At 58.2% G+C, this 21,146-nt stretch carries 18 protein-coding genes; 9 read left to right on the plus strand and 9 right to left on the minus strand.

The window, feature by feature from the left end; all coding sequences use genetic code 11:
* Positions 1-175: 175 nt before the first annotated feature.
* Positions 176-1,456 carry an MFS transporter gene (locus OF385_RS05005; RefSeq protein WP_264277273.1) on the minus strand — a complete coding sequence of 427 codons (1,281 nt, stop codon included), beginning with the start codon at positions 1,454-1,456 and terminating at the stop codon, positions 176-178.
* Between the two features lie 133 nt (positions 1,457-1,589).
* On the opposite strand from OF385_RS05005, the gene OF385_RS05010 reads away from it, so the two are divergent.
* The 3 genes from OF385_RS05010 (at position 1,590) to ltrA (ending at position 6,994) form a co-directional block, all read left to right on the plus strand.
* Entirely contained in the window at positions 1,590-2,489 is a 900-nt protein-coding gene (locus OF385_RS05010) for a helix-turn-helix transcriptional regulator (RefSeq protein ID WP_264277274.1), read from the plus strand.
* 343 nt (positions 2,490-2,832) lie between these two features.
* Positions 2,833-5,061, plus strand: coding sequence for a polyribonucleotide nucleotidyltransferase (locus OF385_RS05015; protein ID WP_264277275.1), 2,229 nt, complete (start codon positions 2,833-2,835; stop codon positions 5,059-5,061).
* A gap of 586 nt (positions 5,062-5,647) precedes the next feature.
* Positions 5,648-6,994: a group II intron reverse transcriptase/maturase gene (gene ltrA, locus OF385_RS05020; protein ID WP_264277838.1), complete on the plus strand. Its 1,347-nt coding sequence runs from the start codon at positions 5,648-5,650 to the stop codon at positions 6,992-6,994.
* Between the two features lie 105 nt (positions 6,995-7,099).
* Here ltrA and OF385_RS05025 read toward each other — a convergent pair whose 3' ends face one another.
* Both OF385_RS05025 and OF385_RS05030 read right to left on the minus strand, forming a co-directional pair.
* Positions 7,100-8,467: a short-chain fatty acid transporter gene (locus OF385_RS05025; protein WP_264277276.1), complete on the minus strand. Its 1,368-nt coding sequence runs from the start codon at positions 8,465-8,467 to the stop codon at positions 7,100-7,102.
* 204 nt (positions 8,468-8,671) lie between these two features.
* Positions 8,672-9,232 (minus strand): purine-nucleoside phosphorylase, encoded by a 561-nt coding sequence (locus tag OF385_RS05030; RefSeq protein ID WP_264277277.1) that lies wholly within the window; start codon positions 9,230-9,232, stop codon positions 8,672-8,674.
* 124 nt (positions 9,233-9,356) lie between these two features.
* Here OF385_RS05030 and OF385_RS05035 point away from each other — a divergent pair, with 124 nt between their 5' ends.
* The 3 genes from OF385_RS05035 (at position 9,357) to OF385_RS05045 (ending at position 12,046) form a co-directional block, all read left to right on the plus strand.
* Positions 9,357-9,848: an S-ribosylhomocysteine lyase gene (locus tag OF385_RS05035; RefSeq protein WP_022875897.1), complete on the plus strand. Its 492-nt coding sequence runs from the start codon at positions 9,357-9,359 to the stop codon at positions 9,846-9,848.
* 132 nt (positions 9,849-9,980) lie between these two features.
* Positions 9,981-10,364 (plus strand): hypothetical protein, encoded by a 384-nt coding sequence (locus tag OF385_RS05040; protein WP_264277278.1) that lies wholly within the window; start codon positions 9,981-9,983, stop codon positions 10,362-10,364.
* Between the two features lie 311 nt (positions 10,365-10,675).
* Positions 10,676-12,046 (plus strand): M16 family metallopeptidase, encoded by a 1,371-nt coding sequence (locus OF385_RS05045; RefSeq protein WP_413468100.1) that lies wholly within the window; start codon positions 10,676-10,678, stop codon positions 12,044-12,046.
* A gap of 191 nt (positions 12,047-12,237) precedes the next feature.
* On the opposite strand, the gene OF385_RS16705 is transcribed toward OF385_RS05045, so the two are convergent.
* Together OF385_RS16705 and OF385_RS05050 are read right to left on the minus strand one after the other, a co-directional pair.
* Positions 12,238-12,582: an alpha/beta fold hydrolase gene (locus tag OF385_RS16705; RefSeq protein ID WP_413468101.1), complete on the minus strand. Its 345-nt coding sequence runs from the start codon at positions 12,580-12,582 to the stop codon at positions 12,238-12,240.
* A 187-nt stretch (positions 12,583-12,769) separates the two neighbouring features.
* Positions 12,770-13,180, minus strand: coding sequence for a hypothetical protein (locus tag OF385_RS05050; protein ID WP_264277279.1), 411 nt, complete (start codon positions 13,178-13,180; stop codon positions 12,770-12,772).
* 195 nt (positions 13,181-13,375) lie between these two features.
* Here OF385_RS05050 and dapB point away from each other — a divergent pair, with 195 nt between their 5' ends.
* Entirely contained in the window at positions 13,376-14,134 is a 759-nt protein-coding gene (gene dapB / locus OF385_RS05055) for a 4-hydroxy-tetrahydrodipicolinate reductase (RefSeq protein ID WP_264277280.1), read from the plus strand.
* Positions 14,131-14,583 carry a tetratricopeptide repeat protein gene (locus OF385_RS05060; protein ID WP_264277281.1) on the plus strand — a complete coding sequence of 151 codons (453 nt, stop codon included), beginning with the start codon at positions 14,131-14,133 and terminating at the stop codon, positions 14,581-14,583. The genes dapB and OF385_RS05060 overlap by 4 nt, the downstream gene beginning before the upstream one ends.
* Before the next feature lie 105 nt (positions 14,584-14,688).
* Here the strand turns inward: OF385_RS05060 and OF385_RS05065 are convergent, their stop codons facing one another.
* The 4 genes from OF385_RS05065 to OF385_RS05080 all read right to left on the minus strand — a co-directional run bounded on the left by OF385_RS05065 (position 14,689) and on the right by OF385_RS05080 (position 19,867).
* Complete coding sequence (locus OF385_RS05065; protein ID WP_264277282.1) at positions 14,689-15,621, minus strand: sugar phosphate isomerase/epimerase family protein; 933 nt, start codon at positions 15,619-15,621, stop codon at positions 14,689-14,691.
* Positions 15,622-15,769: 148 nt separating this feature from the next.
* A complete protein-coding gene (locus tag OF385_RS05070; protein ID WP_264277283.1) occupies positions 15,770-16,969 on the minus strand; it encodes an ROK family transcriptional regulator in 1,200 nt (399 codons plus the stop codon).
* Between the two features lie 295 nt (positions 16,970-17,264).
* Complete coding sequence (locus OF385_RS05075) at positions 17,265-18,350, minus strand: ABC transporter permease (RefSeq protein WP_413468102.1); 1,086 nt, start codon at positions 18,348-18,350, stop codon at positions 17,265-17,267.
* Complete coding sequence (locus OF385_RS05080; RefSeq protein WP_264277284.1) at positions 18,347-19,867, minus strand: sugar ABC transporter ATP-binding protein; 1,521 nt, start codon at positions 19,865-19,867, stop codon at positions 18,347-18,349. The genes OF385_RS05075 and OF385_RS05080 overlap by 4 nt, the downstream gene beginning before the upstream one ends.
* A 178-nt stretch (positions 19,868-20,045) precedes the next feature.
* Between OF385_RS05080 and OF385_RS05085 the strand changes: the two genes are divergently transcribed.
* Entirely contained in the window at positions 20,046-21,062 is a 1,017-nt protein-coding gene (locus OF385_RS05085; protein ID WP_264277285.1) for a substrate-binding domain-containing protein, read from the plus strand.
* Positions 21,063-21,146: the final 84 nt, after the last annotated feature.

Below are 21,146 nucleotides of genomic sequence, written 5' to 3' on the forward strand. Positions count from 1 at the left end.
AGCCGGTGCCGGCTTACGGAGGTATTCAGTTACTGGCGAATCCAGATTTTCGCGCATTGTCGCAAGCGATTCTTGTGAGATTTGATGCTTAGCGGGAGAAATATGACTTATTCCCTCTAGCGACAACAGCGTCCGATGGGTAAATAATCCCAACCCGACGAAATTTCTTGCTTTTTCAGTTCCGGCAGGGGAGTCGGGCCGGATTCAAATCGTTGCCAGCTCGAAGCGGTTCGTGCCGTGCGGACCTCCGGGCCAGAATGGCCAGAATGGTCACAGGAATCAAGGTCAGCACGGCCACACAGGCGCCAAGGAGCATCGGGCCAGTGGTGCCCATTGAGGATTCCAGCGCCTTGCCTCCGGCCCACGAAGCGAGGACCGTGCCGGCGTTGAAACCAGCAACGGTTAGCGAGGAAGCCATTGTTGGCGCTTTCTTGCCGTAGGCAATGGCCAGGGAAGCGAGGATCGGATTCGCTCCGAGACCGAAGAACCCAAGCAGGGCAATCAATGCGATCGTTGGCAGCTTCTGGTCCGAAAGCAGGCAGATTGCCAGCAGGATCAGGGTCGAGACCGCTGGAGCGATGATGGTGAGCAGATGCGGATGAGCATCACCAAGTCTGCCACCCACTAGCGAACCAACTAGTGAACCGATGCCAAAGCCGATCAACACCAGAGGTATGGATATTTCGCTGAACCCCGTGGCATCAACGAGCAGAGGCGAGATATACGAATAAGCAGCCAGGACACCGCCGGTCGTAGTGGCGCAGGCCGCCAGAGTGAGCCACATTGGGCCCGAGGCAAGGCCGGCTATCTCATTGCGTACCGAAACACCGGAGTGTTTCGCTTTATCCTGCGGCACGAAGCGGGCGATAAGCACGGCGGAAACTACAGCAAGCGCTGCCAGGCCCCAGAACGATCCGCGCCAGCCGAAATATTGCGTAGCAAAGGCGCCCAAGGGCACCCCGAGGACCGTGGCGAGCATGCCACCGGCATTGATGATTCCCAAGGCCCGTGAAGCCATGCCCGGGCCAGCGCTTTTGGCCGCGACCACACCGGCGATAGCCCAGAACGCGCCAGTGGCCAGTGCCGTGATGAATCGCGCCATGAGCAACAGCTGGAGGTTCGAACCAAGAGCGACAACGACGTGCCCAGTGGCGAAAACCGCCAAAGCCAGGAGCAGCGTAAGCCGTTTGGGCAACCGCAAGGTGAGCAGGGCCATCAGCGGGGCGCCGATGACCATGCCCGCGGCAAACACCGTGATGAGCAGGCCGGCTTGGGAAATGCTGATTTCCAGGTCAGCCGCAAGTTGGGTGAGGATTCCAGCGACGATGAACTCCGTGGTGAGCATCGTGAAGGTGCCGGCAGCAAGGATGTATACGACCAGCGGGATCCGCCTGCCGGTTGTCCTACGTGCAGTGGTGCCGGATGGCACAGGAAGACGACGTTCGTCGACGTTCATCAAGTTCCTATTCTTCTAACTTCTTTTGCTTGCCCATCCATTACATCCCGAGCGGCAACCGCCAAAAAGGGTGAGTTTATGGGGGTACCACTGGTACCCCTGAAAATCATCGAATGTGCTTTACCGTGGAACCATGAACGAACCCGACGCCCAGCGCAGTAACATCAACGATTTCCTCACCAGTCGCAGGGCGAGGCTGCGCCCCGGGGATGTCGGATTGCCGGCAGGCAATCGTCGACGAGTGCCTGGATTGCGCAGGGAAGAAGTCGCCGTGCTCGCCGGGGTCAGTCCAGAGTGGTACACGCGGTTGGAAAAAGGGAATATTGCCGGCGTCTCCGAGGATGTCCTCGTGGCAGTAGCTACGGCCCTGCGATTGAATGAAGAGGAACGCACCTATCTCTTCGAGCTGGCGCACGCCGCACGTGGCAGCGCGCGGAAGCCGGCGCGCCGCAAAAAAGCCGAGCCTATTGCCGAATCGGTGCAGTGGTTCCTGGATTCAGCCACTCTGTCAGCCGGTTTTGTCCGCAACGGCCGATTGGATGTGGTCGCTTCGAACCAGCTCGGCCGCGCCCTGCACGCGCCGATGATGAGCAGCGAAACAACGCTGGCCAATGGCAACGCGAATTTTGCCCGATTCCATTTTCTTGATCCAGCCGCCAAAGAGTTCTTCCTCGATTGGAAAGGTGGAGCCGCGGCTACTGCTGCGTTGCTGCGGGCCGAAGCCGGACGGGAACCGAACGACAAGGCGCTGCATGATTTGATCGGCGAGCTTTCCACGCTCAGCGAAGAATTCCGCACCCTTTGGGCCACCCACAACATCCGATTCACCCATGAGGGCACCAAACGGATCCAGCACCCAGTGGTGGGAAGGCTGGATTTGGATTATCGTTCCTTCGATATCAACCAGTTGCCGCGGGCGACCCACGAAATGAGCATCTATGTGGCCAAGCCCGGCAGCCCGAGCGAAGAAGGCCTCAAAATGCTCTCCAGCTGGGCTACGGCCCCACACGTCGCTCCAACTACCATCGCCTGAGTGCGTGGTGGAAATAGGCTTCAGAGCTGCTGCCGGCAGCGAAATCTCGGTGGTGGGCATCAGGGGCACAGGACGCGGCCGGATAGCCGGGATCTGCACCTCGGGCCAATTCCCGGTAGGCTAGTACCTGGGTCTGCATGTTCTATGCGGGTCCCGAATGAAAATAACTCCCAGGGCTGACTGACCGTTGGTCCCGACCGCCAGTTTCGCGGTCCTCGGTAGTGACTTTCGCTAGGGCCATTTCTGGTTCCAGCGCGGGTCTCGATCGAAGACCAGATCTGGGTAGGGCCACGCGGTTCGCTCATCCACCTAGCTGGGAGCGATCGAAAGGAGCACCCCCTTAATGGAGGGTCCAGAAATCCAATTCGCCGAAGCGCAGATCGACAACGGTCGCTACGGCACCCGCACCATCCGCTTCGAAACCGGCCGCCTAGCCAAGCAGGCTGCAGGTTCGGCCATGGTCTATATCGATGACGAAACCGCACTGCTCTCGGCAACCACCGCAGGCAAGCACCCACGCGAAGGCTTCGACTTCTTCCCACTGACCGTGGACGTTGAAGAGCGCATGTACGCCGCCGGCCGCATCCCAGGCAGCTTCTTCCGCCGCGAAGGCCGCCCATCGACCGAAGCCATCCTGGCTTGCCGCCTGATGGACCGCCCCCTGCGCCCCGCGTTCGTGAAGGGCCTGCGCAACGAGGTCCAGGTTGTTGTCACCGTACTGTCCATCGAGCCAGATGAACTGTACGACGTTGTAGCAATCAACGCTTCCTCGATGTCCACCCAGCTTTCGGGCCTGCCATTCTCCGGCCCAATCGGTGGCGTTCGCGTTGCACTGGTTGACGACGGAAACGGCGCACAGTGGGTTGCTTTCCCACGCCACTCCGAGCTGAAGAACGCTGTCTTCAACATGGTTGTTGCCGGCCGTATCGCTGGCGACGACGTTGCCATCATGATGGTGGAAGCTGAAGCTACCGACAACGCGTGGGAACTGATCAAGGACCGCGGCGCTGTTGCTCCAACCGAAGAGGTTGTTGCAGAAGGCCTTGAGGCTGCCAAGCCGTTCATCAAGGTCCTGTGCGAGGCCCAGGCCGACCTGGCTGCTCGCGCTGCCAAGGAAACCGTTGAATTCCCAGTCTTCCGCGATTACGAAGAAGACGCCTTCGCTGCTGTCGAGGCTGCCGCTTCGACCCGCCTGGCTGAGATCTACACCATCGCTGACAAGCAGGAGCGCGACAACGCTGCCGGCGCCTACAAGGACGAAGTCCTGGCATCGCTGGCCGGCGAAGGCAACACCTTCGAAGGCCGCGAGGGTGAGATCTCCAAGGCCTTCGGCGCTGTCACCAAGCACATCGTGCGCCAGCGCATCCTGACCGACCAGATCCGTATCGATGGACGTGGACTGGCTGACATCCGCCAGCTCTCCGCCGAGGTCGAGGTTCTGCCTCGCGTTCACGGTTCGGCAATCTTCGAGCGTGGCGAAACCCAGATCATGGGCGTGACCACCTTGAACATGCTGAAGATGGAACAGCAGATCGACTCGCTGTCCCCAGTGAAGTCCAAGCGCTACATGCACAACTACAACTTCCCTCCATACTCGACCGGCGAGACCGGCCGTGTGGGTTCGCCAAAGCGCCGCGAAATCGGCCACGGCGCACTGGCCGAGCGCGCACTGGTACCAGTGTTGCCAAGCCGCGAGGAATTCCCGTACGCAATCCGCCAGGTCTCCGAGGCGTTGGGCTCCAACGGCTCGACCTCCATGGGCTCGGTGTGCGCTTCGACCCTGTCGCTGCTGAACGCTGGCGTGCCGCTGAAGGCACCGGTAGCCGGTATCGCCATGGGCCTGGTTTCGGACACCGTCAATGGTGAAACCCGTTACGCTGCCCTGACCGATATCCTCGGTGCTGAAGATGCCATGGGCGACATGGACTTCAAGGTTGCCGGTACTTCCGAGTTCGTCACCGCAATCCAGCTGGACACCAAGCTGGATGGCATTCCAGCTTCGGTTCTCGCCGCCGCGCTGACCCAGGCTCGCGAAGCCCGCCTGCACATTCTGAACGTCCTGAACCAGGCCATCGACACCCCGGATGAGCTGAACGTCAACGCTCCGCGCATCATCTCCGTGAAGATCCCAGTGGACAAGATCGGCGAGGTCATCGGCCCTAAGGGCAAGATGATCAACCAGATCCAGGAAGACACCGGCGCGGACATCTCGATCGAGGATGACGGCACCGTGCTGATCGGCGCAACCAACGGCGAGTCCGCCGAGGCTGCCCGCTCGGCCATCAATGCTATTGCCAACCCTCAGGTTCCTGAGGTCGGCGAGCGCTACCTGGGTACCGTCGTGAAGCTGACCACCTTCGGTGCGTTCGTTTCGCTGACCCCTGGCAAGGACGGTCTGCTGCACATCTCCGAGCTGCGCAAGATCAACGATGGCAAGCGTGTCGAGGACGTTGAAGACGTTGTCGGCGTTGGCCAGAAGCTGCAGGTGGAGATCACCAAGATTGATGACCGCGGCAAGCTGTCGCTGGCTCCAGTCATCGACGAGGCTGAAGAAGAAGCTGCTGCTGAGTAGTCTTTAGACGCTGCAAGAAACCCCGGTCCACTTGGTGGGCCGGGGTTTTCTTGTACGCCCAGCATGGGCATTTACTTGGAGGTGAAAGTCCTCTGGCCGAGAAGGTGGTTTAAGGCTTAGCTGAAGGCAACTGCGTCACCGCGAGGTGGGGTGGGAAGGAAGCCGGAGGCAAACCTCTGCACTGAGGAACACGAATCACATATAAGGCATGTTTGTCGGGGTAAGCCAGCAAGAGATGGTGAAGCCCGCTCCATCAAAACGGCAGGTGTGTAAATGTGGCAGGCGCAGGGTGAAAGTGAATGTTCTTATCTGGGGAGGTCTGTCCCAGTGCACCACCAGTCCTTGGACGGGTGGGGCGGTTCTGGTCGTGAGGTCAGATACTGATGGGGCAGAAGTCAGCAGAGGTCATAGTACCTGCCTGGGAATCGCGTCGGGTGAGGAACCCGATCGTTTGCCCGAGACCCGTTGTGGTTGATGAGGGAGGCAGGGAAGGGCTGAACGCTGGGAATTGATGGACTGAAGCATGAGTTCTCGTGCTCACGCGATCATCGCAGAAAACCCACGGACGTGGTGGGGCAGAGGGAGGATGGTACCGGTGAATCCGGGAGAGTATTTTCTTGCGCGTAGCGTTGAACCGGTGGCTGATGGGGAAGACATCAGGGATCAACAAGTCGATCTGTGGGAGCAGGTGTTCTCGCGAGGGAACTTGTTGGTTGCATTGAAACGTGTTGAGCGGAATAAGGGTTCTGCCGGTGTTGACGGCCTTGAAGCGCATGAGTTGCGCGCATGGTGCCATGAGCATTGGATGGAGACTCGGAAGGCGCTTGATGCTGGAACGTATGCGCCGTTGCCGGTGCGTCAGGTGATGATTCCGAAGCCTGACGCTGGGGAACGGATGCTGGGTGTTCCGTCCGTGTTGGATCGGTTGATTCAACAGGCTCTCGCGCAAGTCTTGTCCCCGATTTTCGATGAGGGGTTCGTGCCGGTCTCCTACGGGTTCCGGCCGGGCAAAAGCGCCCACGACGCTGCTTCGATGGCTCGTGAGGCCATCGAGCAGGGGTATCGGTGGGTTGTGGAGGTTGATCTTGATGCGTTCTTTGATCGGGTGAACCATGACGTGCTGATGTCCAGGGTTGCGCGGAAGGTGAAAGACAAGCGAGTTCTGAAGCTTGTTCGCAAGTATTTGACGGCTGGGATCATGGCGCAGGGTGTTCGCCGGGAAACGGTGGAGGGAACCCCGCAGGGGTCTCCTTTGTCGCCGTTGCTCTCGAATATCATGTTGGATGATTTTGATCAGGAGTTCTGGTCGAGGGATCACCGTTTCGTGCGGTATGCCGATGACATCAGAATTTTTGTGAAGTCGAAACGGGCAGCTCAACGGGTGCTGGATCAGGCGACGAAAGTCCTTGAACAGCGTTTGAAGTTGAGGGTCAATCGGCAGAAATCAGTGATCAATCCGGCGAGTGTAGCTACGTTGCTGGGTTTTGGTTTCTACTTCGTCAAAGGGTCGAAAGTCAGGATCAAGGTTGCTCCGAAGGCGTTCAAACGCATGAAGCAACGGATCCGAGATCTGACTTCTCGGCGGTGGAGTGTGTCGATGGACTACCGTATCGAGCAGTTGAATCGTTTTGTTCGGGGTTGGATGGGCTACTTCCGGTTGTCTGTGACGCCGGGGAAGTTCTCTGATCTTGATGAATGGTTCAGGCGCCGTTTACGTCAGATCCGCTGGAAGGAGTGGAAGCTTCCTCGTACTCGGGTGGCGAATCTTCGCCGTCTGGGGATTGTTAAGGATAAGGCTTATCAGTGGGGGAACAGCTCGCGTGCCTTTTGGCGCGTGGCGAAGTCCCCGATTCTTCACCGTGCCTTGCCGACTTCCTATTGGGAGGAGTTGGGTGTGGTGTTCTTTCGCCGGGCTTGGGAGCGTTTTCAGTGACCTAGCGAACCGCCGGATGCGGGCCCGCATGTCCTGGTGGTGTGAGAGGTGGGGGCTAGACACCCCCACCTACTCGATTACCCGGAATCAGGATTGAAGACTGATCTAGCGCGAGACAACAACCATGGTGGCGGCGAAGACAATGCCCGAAGCGATCAGCACGATCGTGGTGTAGCCGAGGATGTCTCGCATCTTCAGCCCTGCGATGGCCAAGAGCGGCAGGGCCCAGAACGGCTGGATCATATTTGTCCACTGATCCCCGTAGGCGACCGCCATAATAGGAATCGACGGGTCAACTCCCAGCTCTGCGGCTGCGGTCAGCATGATCGGGGCCTGCACCGCGAACTGCCCGCCCCCGGATGGCACGAAGAAATTCACTACTCCGGCCGACAGGAAGGCCAGCAGGCCAAAGGTCTGCGGCGTGGACACGGCAATCATCACCTCGGAGATCGCCTCGATGAGCCCGGTGCCGGTCATGATCCCCAAGATGCCGGCATAGAGCGGGAATTGCAGGAGGATCTCGCCGACGTTGGATGCCGAGTGCTTGGTCAGGGCCATCAGTTCGAAAGGATTGCGCACCAGCAGCAGGATCAGGCATAAGAACGACCAATTCACGATGTCCAAGGTCAGCGTCCCGCCCTTGGCAAAATGAATGACCAGATATGCCAGGAGCATCAGCCCCAGCAGCAAGGTCGGCAGGCGGCTGGCATCTACCCGGTCAGCGGGGGTGCTGACCTCATCATCGAGGTCCACGAGCTTTTCCCGTGCATCGGTGCGCAGCTCATGGATCTCATCGTGGCCGCGTGGGGCAACGAGGTACAGGGCCAGCCCCACCAGTACGATGGTCGCGACGATCGCGATCAGGTTCCACGGCGCGAAGATCGTTTCGGAGATGGGCAGGGGAGCGCCGAGCTGCTTGGCGATGAACGAATCCGGAGTGGCGGCGGTGAGCGGCCCGGAACCCGAGTAGCCCATATGCCAGATGACAAATCCAGCAAAGCCGGAGGCGACCAGCAGAGGGAAGTGGACGCGGACATTGCGTGCACGAGCCTGGGCCGCGACCTCGCGCGCCAGCAGCCCGCCGACCACAAGCCCGAGTCCCCAGGTGATCAACGAGGCGATGGCGGCAACGAGAAACACGAAGATGTAGCTGGCCAGCGCAGTTTTGGGGATGCTGCTCAGAGCTCGAAGCATCTTGCGTACTGGACGGGTATTGGCCAGGATGAATCCCAGCATGAGCACCAGCGCCATTTGGGTGATGAAGCTGAGCAGCCCGGACAGGCCATCACCCCAGCTTTGCACGATGAGCGCCGGGGACGAATCCGTGGCGATCAAGGCGAGAATGGCTACGAAGAAGGTCAGCGCGATGGCGAAGACCAATGCCGAAGGGATGAACTTCTCGACAAGACTATTGATCGGGCGCATTGCCCTGGAGGCGGCCGTACCGCCGTGTTTTGCTGTAGGAACACTCATGTTTTCTGCTACCTCAAATCATCATTGACTAGGGACGTGCAACGGTTGCGAGTGTCGTATGGTGACGTGCACCATAGTAGCCAGCGGATTCGGTTCGGCCATGCAGGGGCTGTGGTGCGGGTCGCCACTTCCAGAAGCCGAGGAAAAGCAAACGCCCGACCGGCAGACCGGTCAGGCGTTTGGGAGATTGCAGATGCTGCGCGCTTAGCGCAGGTGCTCATCGTAGAATTCGCGAAGCTGGACGCTCTTCGCCTTGGCGATGTCGTCCCATTCATCGATCGAGGCAGAATCGTCGGCATAATCAGAAGGGATCTTGAAGATCTGCAGAGGCACATCAAAGCGCTGGCAGACGCTGGCGTAGGCATAGCCTTCCATATCCACCAGCGATGCGCCGAGGCTCTTGACATGGGCGCGCTGCCGGTCGTCTGAAACGAAGACATCGCCGGTGGCCATGGTGACCTGGTAATCCTCCAGAAGGACTTCGCCTGTCGGATCAACGTCAGCCGATGGCAAGGGGAAATCGTGCTGGATCAGCTTGGTGACCTGGTAGATGGTGTCCAGGCTGGGGCGGTCTTCGCCCGCATGTCCAACGACTCCGGCGGTACCAAGCACGATGACGTTTTTGATATTGCCGTCGGCGATGGCGCCAGCCAAAGCGACCGAAGCGTTGATTTTGCCGACGCCCGAAATCAGGTGGTCAACATCTGCGAAGGCGACTGCTTCGTCTGCATGCGCAAAGACGAGCAAGGACTTCTGTTCCGACATGAATTTCCCTTCTAAAGAAGTCAGTCCGGGAAATTTCCTGGTCCCGGACGTCCTAAGAAGTCTACCGGTTACGTCGCATTTACGAACGTCGATTCGCCGTTGACCAAACCGATACACTTTATTCATGAGTGATATCGAACTTGCCGAAGTTGAAAGCTTTGCCTTGGATCACACCAAGGTCAAGGCGCCTTATGTCCGCAAGATTGGTGTGGAACGCGGCCCAAAGGGCGACGCCATCACCAACTATGACATCCGTTTTGTGCAGCCTAACCACGGTGAAATCCCTACCGCAGGACTGCACACCATCGAGCACACCATGGCTGGGCTGTTGCGCACCCGCATTGATGGCCTGATCGATTTCTCACCGTTTGGTTGCCGAACCGGTTTCCATATGATCCTTTGGGGCGAGCCAGAGCCGGCCGAGGTCGCCGCAGCAGTGAAAAGCTCGCTGGAGGACATCGCCGAGCGCATTACTTGGGAAGACGTTCCGGGTACCGAAGCCAAGAGCTGCGGCAACTACCGGGACCACTCGCTGCATTCCGCGCGCGAGTGGGCCAAGGTGATTCTTGAGCAGGGCATTAGCCTGGACGCCTTCAAGCGTTCAAAGCTCGCCTAGGCCGACTCAGGGGGACAAATGACCTCGCGTTTCACTTTTGAAGTGCGAGGTCATTGGCTTTTGAGACACAAAGGCTCGAAGCGCCGAGGGCGTCTCAGCAAAACCATATCTGTCCTAGGTAGCATGATTGATATGCGCAAAGTTCTTTCCACAGCCGCCGTTGTCGCGTTCATTATTTGTTCAACCAGCGGATGTGCAGATCTGGACTCGGCGCGCACCACGACCATTGGCGACGCCTGCCAAAAGGCGATACAAGAGCAAAACGAAGCGTGGTCGGATCACGACGCTTCGGAAGAGAAAATCCGGGAAGCCGAAACCAAGGGACTGAACGAGTGCAAGGACTTGGATGAGTGGAGCACGGCGGTTTCGTACAATCCGGGTTCCGTGGGCTACGAGGAATTGAGCCTCGAAGAAGCCGCGAACTCAATTTATCTCGCTTGCTCGTCGGTGGATGCCGAACGCAGCACCCCGGTGTGCGCCGATGCCGGCCAGCGCGGGTACCTCGACGAATCCTAGGATCGGTTCTTCGATTTTTGGTTTCCTCCCTGCTGCGCAAGCCACGCCGAACAGTTCATCGACCGGGTGCTCTGCAGGCTGCGACAAGCCGGCGTCTGCGATCCATCGACCTTGGATGTACTGCGCGCTGATCTCGATGAGATCGGGAACGAGAATTGCCTTGAACCGCAGCGCCCGTCGTGTGATGCCCGGAGAATTGAGCCTTGGCGACTGAGTGGACTGTTGCCCTACGCCAACGGTTCTGTGGGAGAATGAGGGCAATGTTCCGGGCCTCAGGTTGGCTCAACACTAAAGATTTAAGGACGTATTTCGTGGCCATGATTCCATTGCCGTTGCATTCGGTGGAGACAACTCAGTTCTCTCCGATCGACCCGGCGGACCCCACGCTGGTTCACCGCGGCGAAGGCGGCTCGGAAGTCCGGCGAAGCATTCTGCCCGGCGGCGTTCGCGTGCTCACCGAAGCCATGCCCGGGCAACGATCCACTACCGTCGGTTTTTGGGTGCCAGTAGGCTCGCGCGACGAAGAAGCCGGACACTACGGTTCCACTCACTTCCTTGAGCACTTGCTGTTCAAGGGCACCAAAAAGCGCTCGGCCTTGGATATTGCCCAGTCCTTCGACGCCGTTGGCGGCGAATCCAATGCCGCAACGGCGAAGGAATCCACCTGCTACTACGCCCGCGTGCTGGATACCGATCTGCCAATGGCCCTGGATGTCATCGCCGACATGGTGACCTCCGCAGTCATCGATCCCCAGGAGCTGGAGCAGGAGCGCGGGGTGATCATCGAAGAACTCGCGATGGATGCTGATGACGCCACCGACGTCGCCCACGAACGATTCGTAGCACGGGTCTTGGGCGATCACCCTCTGGGGCGCCCTATCGGCGGCACCCCCGATGAAATCAACAAGATCAGCCGTGAAGCGGTGATGGAACACTACCGGGCCCACTACCGCCCCAGCGAACTCATCATCACCGCAGCCGGGTCGCTGGAACATGAGAAATTGTGCTCCATGGTGCTCAACGCCCTGAGCGAAGCCGGCTGGGAACTGGACCCGCTGGCAGTACCGCAGCCACGCCGCGGGGAAGAGCCAGCGCAGATTACCTCCAAGGCCGGGATCGAAGTGATCAATCGGCCAGTAGAGCAGGCGAATATCATCATGGGTTGCGCTGGCATCACCGGCCATGATGATCGCCGGCAGGTGCTAGCAGTGCTCAACGCTGTTCTGGGTGGCGGCATGAGCTCGCGCTTGTTCCAGGAAATCCGCGAGAAGCGCGGACTGGTGTACTCCACCTATTCGTTCTCGGCAGCCTATACAGACGCTGGATACTTCGGCATGTACGCCGGATGCGCGCCCTCCAAGGCCGCAGAGGTCATCACCTTGCTTGGTGCCGAACTCGACAGACTCGCCAGCGATGGCATCACCGAGCAGGAACTGACCCAGGCCAAGGGGCAGCTGGCTGGCGGCACCGTGCTCGCCCTCGAAGATCCCGGAAGCCGCATGTCCCGACTGGGACGGGCCGAGATGGTGACCGGCGAGTTCCAAGACATCGATGAAGCGCTGGATCGAGTCAATGCCGTGACCACGAAGCAGGTGCAGGAGCTCGCTCAAGAATTGGCCGCCAGGGACCGAGTGATCACCGTGGTCGGTCCTTTCGCAAACGAAGCGGCTCTCGGACTGTAGCCGAAACCAGTACGGGGTGGCATCCCACAGACGATGCCATCCCGCCGTGGATTAAAGATCCGGACCGCCCATATGGCGTCGTCGATCATCTTCGCAAGCTCTGGGGCATGCAAGAAATTGAAGCTGTGGGCCCATGATCCATGGTGGTGAGCTTCGCGTGTTCAACGCCAGCAAAATCGCCTTGACTGAATTCAGCTCGTTGGGAAAGCCCGGAGCAATCGGCGAGCCTGCCGGAATAGCGTCGCCTCCCGATCGTTGACCGCGAGTGCTGCAATAGGCAGGTGCTTTACCAGAGCGAGCCATGTTCGAGCTAGTTCGGTAGAGACTTGTGCCCCCAGAGGATGCCCCAGCACAATCGCATGGGCCACTTTCAGTTCACGCAAGGCCAGTGCATCCTTGTGGGCGAAACGAGCTACCGTGACAGGCCGGTCATCATCAAGTTTCGTGCCATGGCCGGGAAGATCCGGAACGCGCACTCGGTATTTCTTTGCCAGAATATTGGCCAGTGGAGTGAAGTATCGGTGGGAGGCACCCAAACCATGAATGAGTGCGACCTCCGGTCCTTGGCCCTGCGATGCGCACCGACAAGCGTGTAATTCAAGTTTCAGGCCGATGCCCGAAATGTTCGTGGCGCACGGTGGCCCTTCATTGCGCCCATCGTGCGCTCAACCAGATGCTCGTTGCTGAATCTGCGCAAGAGAAAAGCGGATCGGGAGAACAAGCCTATTTAGCCAAACCCGTGGTGTGCTGGTTGATAGCCGAGCGCAGATCTTCCGGGAAGAGCTCCTCAACGTCCTTCTGGTAATTCTTGCCCTCGTCTGGGCGGCGAAGGTCTTCGCCATCGAGTCGGAACGGGAAGGCATCCACTTGAGCAGCCGCATCAGAGGCGCTCTCGCTTGTTGGAGCGCACGTGGCCCAGCCGTAAGTCGTGGAACCTTCAATGCGGAAGACTTCAACTTGGCAGGAAGCGGACTCTAGGACTGTCCCATGTGCCTGAACGATGTTGACAACGTCTGCCAGCTCTTGATCCGACAGGGAGATAGGTTCGTTGCCTGAACCGCACGATGTCACGGCAAGACCCATGGCCAGCATGACACTGATGCCCAGACTGAAACGCCCAATTTTCTGACCCATGGCCCTGCTAACTACTTGGAGACTCCTGGAATTTATTTTTCCCCGTGTCCTCAGGCAATACAAGCCGGACTGGCCGTAGCGCGATGAGGTATTCAAAAATAGCGGATTGATGTTGGAGTTGCGTTGAGTCAAACAGGGCGGATTTCACGTCATCGTTGGCAAGGAGGAACCCGGAGGAACGATAGGCTTAACCCCATGAGTGCACAGATCAAGGTGGCCGTGCTCGGTGCGGCCGGACGAATGGGAGCTGAAGCGGTCAAGGCTGTTTCCGAAGCTCCCGATATGGAGTTGGTGGCCAGCCTGGGCCGAGGCGATGACCTCGCTCAAATTCTCGAAGCAGGGGCAACCCACGTGGTTGACCTTTCGGTCCCTGCCGCTACTGAAGCCAACGTCCGGTTCGCAGTGGAAAACGGTCTTCACGCAGTGGTCGGAACAACCGGTTGGGATGATGACCGTCGAGCCGAGCTCGATTCGCTGCTCAATGAGCACCCAGAAGCCGGTGTCTTGATTGCACCCAATTTCGCTTTGGGGTCCGTGCTGGCCAGCGCTTTCGCAGCGACTGCGTCGAAATATTTTGAATCCGTGGAAATCATCGAGCTGCATCATCCGAACAAGGTCGACGCGCCTAGCGGTACTGCGGTGCGCACCGCAGAGCTTGTTGCCAAGTCTCGTGAAGCAGCCGGCGTCCCTGCCAGCCCGGATGCCACGGAAACCCAATTGGATGGAGCCCGCGGCTCGGTCGTCGATGGAATCCACGTTCACTCCGTGCGACTGCGCGGCCTGGTGGCGCACCAGGAAGTCCTCCTTGGCGGCCCCGGGGAGCAACTGACCCTGCGGCATGATTCCTTTGACCGCGCCTCCTTCATGCCTGGTGTCCTCTTGGGCTTGCGCACGGTGGCGTCGCGTCCTGGGCTTACCTATGGGTTGGACGGCTATCTGGAGCTTGGCCAGTGAAAACCAAACTCTGGGTCTGCGGAATCCTGCTGCTTTTTGCACTGTACATCGGCATGACTTTCACCCAGGCCGTCCGTTTCTTGAGCACCGGCGAACTGATCGCCCAGGTCATGGGAGTGGCCATTTTGGTGATTCCGGCCTTTTGCACATGGGTTTTGATTCGCGAAGTTCTCTTCGGGCTGCGCACCGAAAAGATGGGCAAGTCCCTTGCCGCCGCCGGTGAGCTCCCGATGGACCTGCCTCGGATGCCTTCGGGACGTTTTGTTCGAGCAGCCGCTGATGAGGATTTTCCAAACCACCAGCGCGACGTGGAAGAGAACCCGGAATCCTGGAAGTCCTGGTATCGATTGGCGTTGGCCTATGAGGCCTGCGGCGATAAGACCCGGGCTCGCAAATCCATGCGCACCGCGATCCGCTACTGGCTGCAGGACACGAAGGTCAACGGCTAGAGGATCTGAAACTCGAATCAAGCAAAGTGGCCAGGTACCCCTCGGGGCCTGGCCACTTCTGCATTTGGTATTGATCATTGTGTGCAGTGCGCTGCACCGAGCATTCTAGAAGCGCGCTTTCCTCAGGAAGTTGTAGCCGACCTCTGCCGTTTGAAGGGGAGTGACGTCTGGCTGGTCGTTCTCGACAATGAATTCCTTGGGGCGATGAGCCGCAAAGATTCGCGAGAAGTCGATGGCTCCCGTGCCCAGGTCCGCGAAGCCGCCAGCGAGGTCCCGATCCTTGACGTGGTATTGCAAGGTTTGCTGCGGAGCCTGGGCGATCGTGTCGATGGCGAACTGAATTGGGTCGGTAGCCCCAACGCCTACACCAGCAGTTACGGCCCAGTACAAGTCGACTTCGAGGTGGACCAGATTTGGATCCAGTCGACTGGTGAAAATATCCCATGGGGTTTCGCCGTTGCCAAGGTCCGTGGTGAATTCGTGTGCATGGTTGTGGTAGCCGTATTTCAAGCCGGCGCTCTTGGCTGCCGCCGCTTCAACATTCATTTGATCTGCCCAACGACGCCAATCGTCGCCGTTGCTGGAAACAAGGTACGGAACGTTGATGTATTTCTGCCCCAGGGTGAGGGCATCAGATAGCTTGGCATCAAGCGCTGCCGCGGAGTCGGTGATTCCTGTGTGGCTGGATGAAGGTGTGATCCCAAGCGAGTCCAGCGTTGCACGAAGTTCTTTGGCGCTGCGTCCATAGAATCCAGCTAGCTCAACCTTGGTGTAGCCGTAATCGGCAAGGGCCTTGAAAGTCCGATCAACTCCTGCACCATTCATGATGGAGCGAAGGGTGTACAGCTGGATACTGATCTGCCCCGGTGGCACGGGACGACGGCCGACAGGTGAAGCGGTGGCAGGGGCCATTCCCATGCCCGCCAACCCCATGGTGGCACCCAACGCTGCAGCGCCGGCGAGGAAGCCGCGTCGGCCTACTTCCTTTTGTTCGAGGGAGCGCTTGAGAGCAGCAGAGCCATTAAAACCGAAGCACATAGTGACGCCTTTCTAGCGTGCGGTTAACGCTAGATGCAACCAGCATCAGCGCTTTCGTCATGTGACGCACACAACACTATTTTCGGACTCTGTTGCCTGTCAAGCAAAAGTTGTCGATTTTCGACGAAAGTTCGTCGATTTCCGATGCCTAGAGCGGTTTTCCCGCATTCACCAGTGAATCAATATGTTCTGGTGACATGGCATGATGAATCGCAAGCATGCAAGCGCCCAGAACGCCTGCATCAAGTCCGGAGCCTGACTGCACGATTCGCAGATGCTGGGTTGCAACGGGTATGGCTCGCGAGTAAACCATTTCGCGAATTCCTGCAATGAAGTGCTCGCCGGTAAGAGTCATTGAGCCACCGATAACGATTACCGAGGGATTGATGAGGCTAATGCAGGAGGACAGTACCTCGCCTACATCGCGCCCGGCCTGCCGGACTGCCTGGACGGCCTGCGCGTTTCCTGATTTGACCAACTTGATTACGTCTTCGCTGGTATTCGCTTCATGGCCCTGAGCTCGTAATTTTGCTGCCACTGCGGGGCCCGAAGCGACGGCCTCTAAGCAATCCAGATTTCCACAATGGCAGGGGGCTCCGGTCCCGTTATGAATCCGAATATGGCCGATGTCGCCGGCAACACCGTCGGCGCCACGTTGCAATCGGCCGCTGGAAATAATCCCCGAACCGATGCCGGTGGCAATTTTGACGAAGAGCATGTTGTCCACGTCTGGCCATGACGCGTTGCGTTCTCCCAAGGCCATGATATTGACGTCGTTATCCACCAGAACGGGGACATGAAACTGTTCTTTGAGCAGTCCTGGAACATCGAAACCATTCCATCCAGGCATGATGGGGGGATTAAATGGACGGCCGGTACGGTGTTCAACCGGACCAGGCACGCCAACGCCGACGGACAGCAGGTCGTCCAGCGAATGCGCCGATTCCTTGAGTAGTTTCTTTCCGAGCTTGACCGCCGCTTCCAAGACAGTTTCAGGTCCTTTGGAGACCTCGATGGACTGGCCGCCTTCTTTTATTCGGTGGCCCAGCAGGTCTGTAAGGGCAACTCGTACGTGCGAGGCGCCAATATCGATACCTAGCACGACTTTGCTACCAGACTTCAGTGCAATCCGGGTGGAGGGGCGACCACCGGTCGAGACCGCGTCATCTACATATCCTACGAGGCCAATATCCATGAGGGCTTCGATTCGAAGGGTTACCGTCGAGCGGGCCAAGCCCATGGCATCGGCAAGTTCGGTTCGCGTACGGGGGCGGCCGTCTCGCAGAAGTTGGAATAGCTCGCTGGCGCCTGAGCCGCTCAGGCCACTGAAGTTGCTTATGTCATTCATCGACTCATTACACCATACAAATCGACACAACTGTGTCCTGAGCACGCCATTGACTGAATTTCACGTCCTATTCCAAGACTGCCTGGGAACACCAGTGAAAAAGCACCGTTTACGCGGTCCAGACTTCGCAAGCTGTCGCAGCCCGTTGGGCAAGCACAGGCAGCGGGCCCAGTACGGGTCGAAGGATTCTCGATCTTGATCCTGGGCCCGCCGGCACTGCGTAATCACGGATTCGCAAGGGGGATGAAGTTGGCATACATGTCGCGAGGCTCCACTGAATGAGGAGAGGTTACTACTACGCCGAGGGTTGTTTCCTTGCACTACGTGCCTTGCGTGACGCAAAACGCTGCTGGAGCAAGACCGCGAGCACAATGATGGCGCCCTTGGCCAAAGCCTGGACAGAGGTGTCCATGTTGTTCTGGGTAAACACATTGGTCAGTGTGCTGAATATCAGAACACCAATGACAGTCCCGATGATGGTTCCACGGCCGCCGATGAGCAGTGTTCCACCGACTACGACAGCCGCGATCGCGTCAAGCTCATAGAGGTAGCCATGCGTTGAAGTACCCGAAGTTGTGCGCCCCATCATCATCACTCCGGCGATACCGGCGGTGATACCAACAAGTACGTAAAGGGAGACAATATGCCTTTTGACTTTAATACCTGCCAAACGGGAGGCTTCCAAATTTCCACCGATGGCGACGGTCCGCCGGCCAAAGGTCGTGCGGTTCAGGAGGAACCAACCTGCTGCAGCCGTTACTGCAAAGATCCAGACGAGTACAGGAATTCCCAGGAAATCTGCCCGCATGAATTTGGTGAAGTCGGTGTTCGTCACCAACAGGGTACGGCGTTCCGAGATGATCTCAGCTAGTCCGCGTGCGGCAACAAGCGTCGCCAGAGTAGCAATGAAGGCCACAACGTTGCCGTAGGCGATGACCACTCCGTTGATGAGTCCGGCCAATGCGCCTACCAGAAGGGCGGCGAGAACCATAAGGAGCCATGTGGATTCGGAGGCTGCAGCTTGTACAGCGGTGAGGCTGCCGACAACGGAGGTCAGACCCAGGACCGACCCCACGGAGAGGTCGATACCGCCGGCCGTAATCACGAAGGTGACCCCGATGCTCAACACGCCGATGATCGAAGCATGCCGCAAAATGACAAGCAAATTTTCGGATGAAGCGAACCTGTCGCCACTGGTGATAATGCCGATCAGTACCAGTACCACCAGTGCTACAACTAGGCCCAGGCTGCGCCCTGCCGCACCGTGGAGCAGAAACTGCGCTATCCCACCGGATTCGGCAGAGCCATCGGCGCCCTTGGTTGATGCCGAAGCCGGCTGGTCTTGTGGTTGCTGAGCGACCTGCGCCTCTTGCTTGCTCACGCGGCACTTCCCTTCATGACTAGGTCGAGCACACCGTGCTCGTCAATTTCGGTTGCTGTTTTCTGGGCCAGGACCTGACCGTTATCAATGACCAAGACATTATTTGAGAGACCAAGAACCTCTTCAATCTCGCTGGAAATGATAATGATGGCCGTCCCGGCATCGGCCAGTCGCCGGATGAGTGTATAGATTTCTGCACGAGCTCCCACATCAACGCCCCGAGTAGGCTCATCGAGTAGCAGGACGGTCGTACCGTGCACCAGCCAACGGGCCAATAGGATTTTTTGTTGGTTTCCGCCAGAAAGGGTTCTCGCGGGTCGCTGCGGGTCGGCTGGACGGAGTTCCAGGGCATCAATTTGCTCGAGGGCTGCCCGCCGCTCTGCCGCTTCATCCAGTAATCCGGTGCGCGCGAAACGCTCGAAGGTGGATAGCGTGACATTTTTATAGATAGGTTCATCCAGGATGAGCCCCTGGCTCTTTCGCTCTTCCGGCGACAAACCGATTCCTGCATCCACGGCCGAAGCGACGGATCCAGGCACGAGTTGTTTGCCGTTGACCGACACCTGTCCAGAGGTAGCTTTGCGTGCTCCATAGATGGTTTCGATAATTTCCGATCGCTGTGATCCGACAAGGCCAGCAAAGCCAAGGATTTCACCAGCTCGCACGTCAAAACTGAGCTTTTCGAAATGACCTGCAAGTTCTAGATCGGCAACTTCCAGAACCACTTGAGCATCGGCTGCCAGAGAGGCACGTTCCGGGAAGGCATTTGCGACATCGCGGCCGGTCATTCTGCGAATCAGTTCAGCCTTCGGAGTTTGCTCAACATCAAGATTATTGGCGGTACTTTGACCGTCCTTGATTACCGAAATTCGGTCGCCGATTTCTCGGATCTCTTCCAGACGATGAGAAATGTAGACCACCGCGATGCCTTGTGACGTCAGTTCGCGTACCACTCTGAACAAATTCTGCACTTCGCCAGCATCAAGAATGGCGCTAGGTTCATCCATAATGATCAGCTTCGTGTCTCGCGACAGAGCCCGAGCCATACTCACGATTTGCTTATTGGCCGCCGAGAGGGAACCAACTTCGCGTGATGGGGATAGCTTGCCGTGGCCCAGCCTTTGCAAGAGCGACCGGGCTATTGAGTTGGCCTTCTTGACGTGCAGAACACCACCGGTTGCCTGTTCATGTCCGAGGAAAATGTTCTCGGCAATGCTTAGACCGTCGACCACGTCAAGTTCCTGATACATGGTTGCAATACCTAAAGACAAAGCGGCAGTTGGGTTGGAAAGTTCTACTTTCTCGCCTTCCCACAAGATTTCCCCAGTATCGGGCGTGTGCACGCCGGACAGGGTTTTGATCAGGGTGGATTTGCCAGCGCCGTTTTGTCCCATGACGCAGTGAACTTCACCTGGGAGCACGGATAAATTGACGCCCTTGAGTGCTTGAACGGCTCCGAATCGCTTCGTGAGACCGCGTACCTCTAGGAGCGGACGGGTGTTTTCATCTTGCATCATGTGATGAAACTAACACATTATGTCGGCAATCGGTAGAAGTTCGTCGATTATCTTCGAACTTCTGTTATTGTGACAATAGTCACGCTTGCTAGTGGCCGAATTGGTCGGCTTCACACAGCGGCGCTGCACCTAACTCACTGAGGAGAGAGACATGTTTGCGGTTCGTTCAGGACGGAAAATGCTTGTCACAACTGGCGCCCTTCTGGCGGCAGGCGCGTTGATCACCGGCTGCTCGTCGGGCTCAAGCGACTCAAGTGCCCAGCCTTCAAATGCTTCGAGCGAAGGAAACGCGGCGGCTGGCGATGAAGTCGTCATTGGATTCTCTGGCCCTGCGGCCGACCATGGTTGGCTTGGCGCAATCAACTCTGCAGCCATTGCGCAAGGCGATTCGCTGGAAGACGTCGACCTGCGCGTGGCGGAGGGAACAAATGACGCAAACCTGCAGATTAGTCAGGTAGAGCAGTTCATCAACGACAAGGTCGATGCGATTGTGCTTCTGCCTACCGATGGCGCTGCCTTGACTGCTGTCGCAACCAAAGCCATGGAAGCCGGGATTCCGGTGATCAATGTAGACCGAGAGTTCTCGAACCCAGCGGCCGCCCGCACCACAATTTTGGGTGACAACTACGGTATGGGCCGAAGCGCAGGCGAATACATCTGCGAGCGCCTGGGGGACAAGCCGGATGCAGTCGTGGCAGAAATTCCTGGAGTGGATTCTCTGCCCCTGACCCAGGACCGCAGCAAAGGCTTTGCTGACGCGCTGAAGACCTGTGGCTTGGACGTCGATAACCGCGTGCCTGCTGACTTCACGGTCGCCGGTGGCGAAGCAGCGGCATCGCAGTTGCTCTCCGCGGCACCGAAGATCGATGCCATCTGGAATCACGATGATGACCAGGGCCATGGCGTGCTCGCGGCCATCGACAGCGCTGGCCGCGATGAATTCTTCATGGTCGGTGGTGCTGGTTCCAAAAATGCCATGGATCTGATCAAGGGCGGTGAATCAGTGCTGGAAGCCACGGTTCTCTACCCATCCACCCAGGCCGCAGACGGTGTTCGCCTGGCACGACTGATCGCGCAGAACAAGGCCATGAGCGATCTGGTCGAAGTAGAGGTGCCCAAGCGCATCGTTCTGAACGCGCCCGTCGTAACTTCGGAAAATGTCGACCAGTATCTGCCGACGGCATTCACCTCCTAGCTAGAAAACAATTGGGTTCGGGGCAACGGACGTCATGCACCACGCTGCCCCGAACGCTATCCCATGAAGATCCACAGCAGGAGG

It is taken from the genome of Glutamicibacter sp. JL.03c (assembly GCF_025854375.1).
Classification (GTDB): Bacteria; Actinomycetota; Actinomycetes; order Actinomycetales; family Micrococcaceae; genus Glutamicibacter.

Coding starts and splice junctions, on each gene's coding strand:
- OF385_RS05030 (WP_264277277.1), bottom strand. CDS start 9,232: ATGTCGGAACAGAAGTCCTTGCTCGTCTTTGCGCATGCAGACGAAGCA.
- ltrA (WP_264277838.1), top strand. CDS start 5,648: ATGGTACCGGTGAATCCGGGAGAGTATTTTCTTGCGCGTAGCGTTGAA.
- OF385_RS05085 (WP_264277285.1), top strand. CDS start 20,046: ATGCTTGTCACAACTGGCGCCCTTCTGGCGGCAGGCGCGTTGATCACC.
- OF385_RS05005 (WP_264277273.1), bottom strand. CDS start 1,456: ATGAACGTCGACGAACGTCGTCTTCCTGTGCCATCCGGCACCACTGCA.
- OF385_RS05010 (WP_264277274.1), top strand. CDS start 1,590: ATGAACGAACCCGACGCCCAGCGCAGTAACATCAACGATTTCCTCACC.
- OF385_RS05025 (WP_264277276.1), bottom strand. CDS start 8,467: ATGAGTGTTCCTACAGCAAAACACGGCGGTACGGCCGCCTCCAGGGCA.
- OF385_RS05035 (WP_022875897.1), top strand. CDS start 9,357: ATGAGTGATATCGAACTTGCCGAAGTTGAAAGCTTTGCCTTGGATCAC.
- OF385_RS05015 (WP_264277275.1), top strand. CDS start 2,833: ATGGAGGGTCCAGAAATCCAATTCGCCGAAGCGCAGATCGACAACGGT.
- OF385_RS05065 (WP_264277282.1), bottom strand. CDS start 15,621: ATGTGCTTCGGTTTTAATGGCTCTGCTGCTCTCAAGCGCTCCCTCGAA.
- OF385_RS05070 (WP_264277283.1), bottom strand. CDS start 16,969: ATGAATGACATAAGCAACTTCAGTGGCCTGAGCGGCTCAGGCGCCAGC.
- OF385_RS05080 (WP_264277284.1), bottom strand. CDS start 19,867: ATGATGCAAGATGAAAACACCCGTCCGCTCCTAGAGGTACGCGGTCTC.
- OF385_RS05050 (WP_264277279.1), bottom strand. CDS start 13,180: ATGGGTCAGAAAATTGGGCGTTTCAGTCTGGGCATCAGTGTCATGCTG.
- dapB (WP_264277280.1), top strand. CDS start 13,376: ATGAGTGCACAGATCAAGGTGGCCGTGCTCGGTGCGGCCGGACGAATG.
- OF385_RS05040 (WP_264277278.1), top strand. CDS start 9,981: ATGCGCAAAGTTCTTTCCACAGCCGCCGTTGTCGCGTTCATTATTTGT.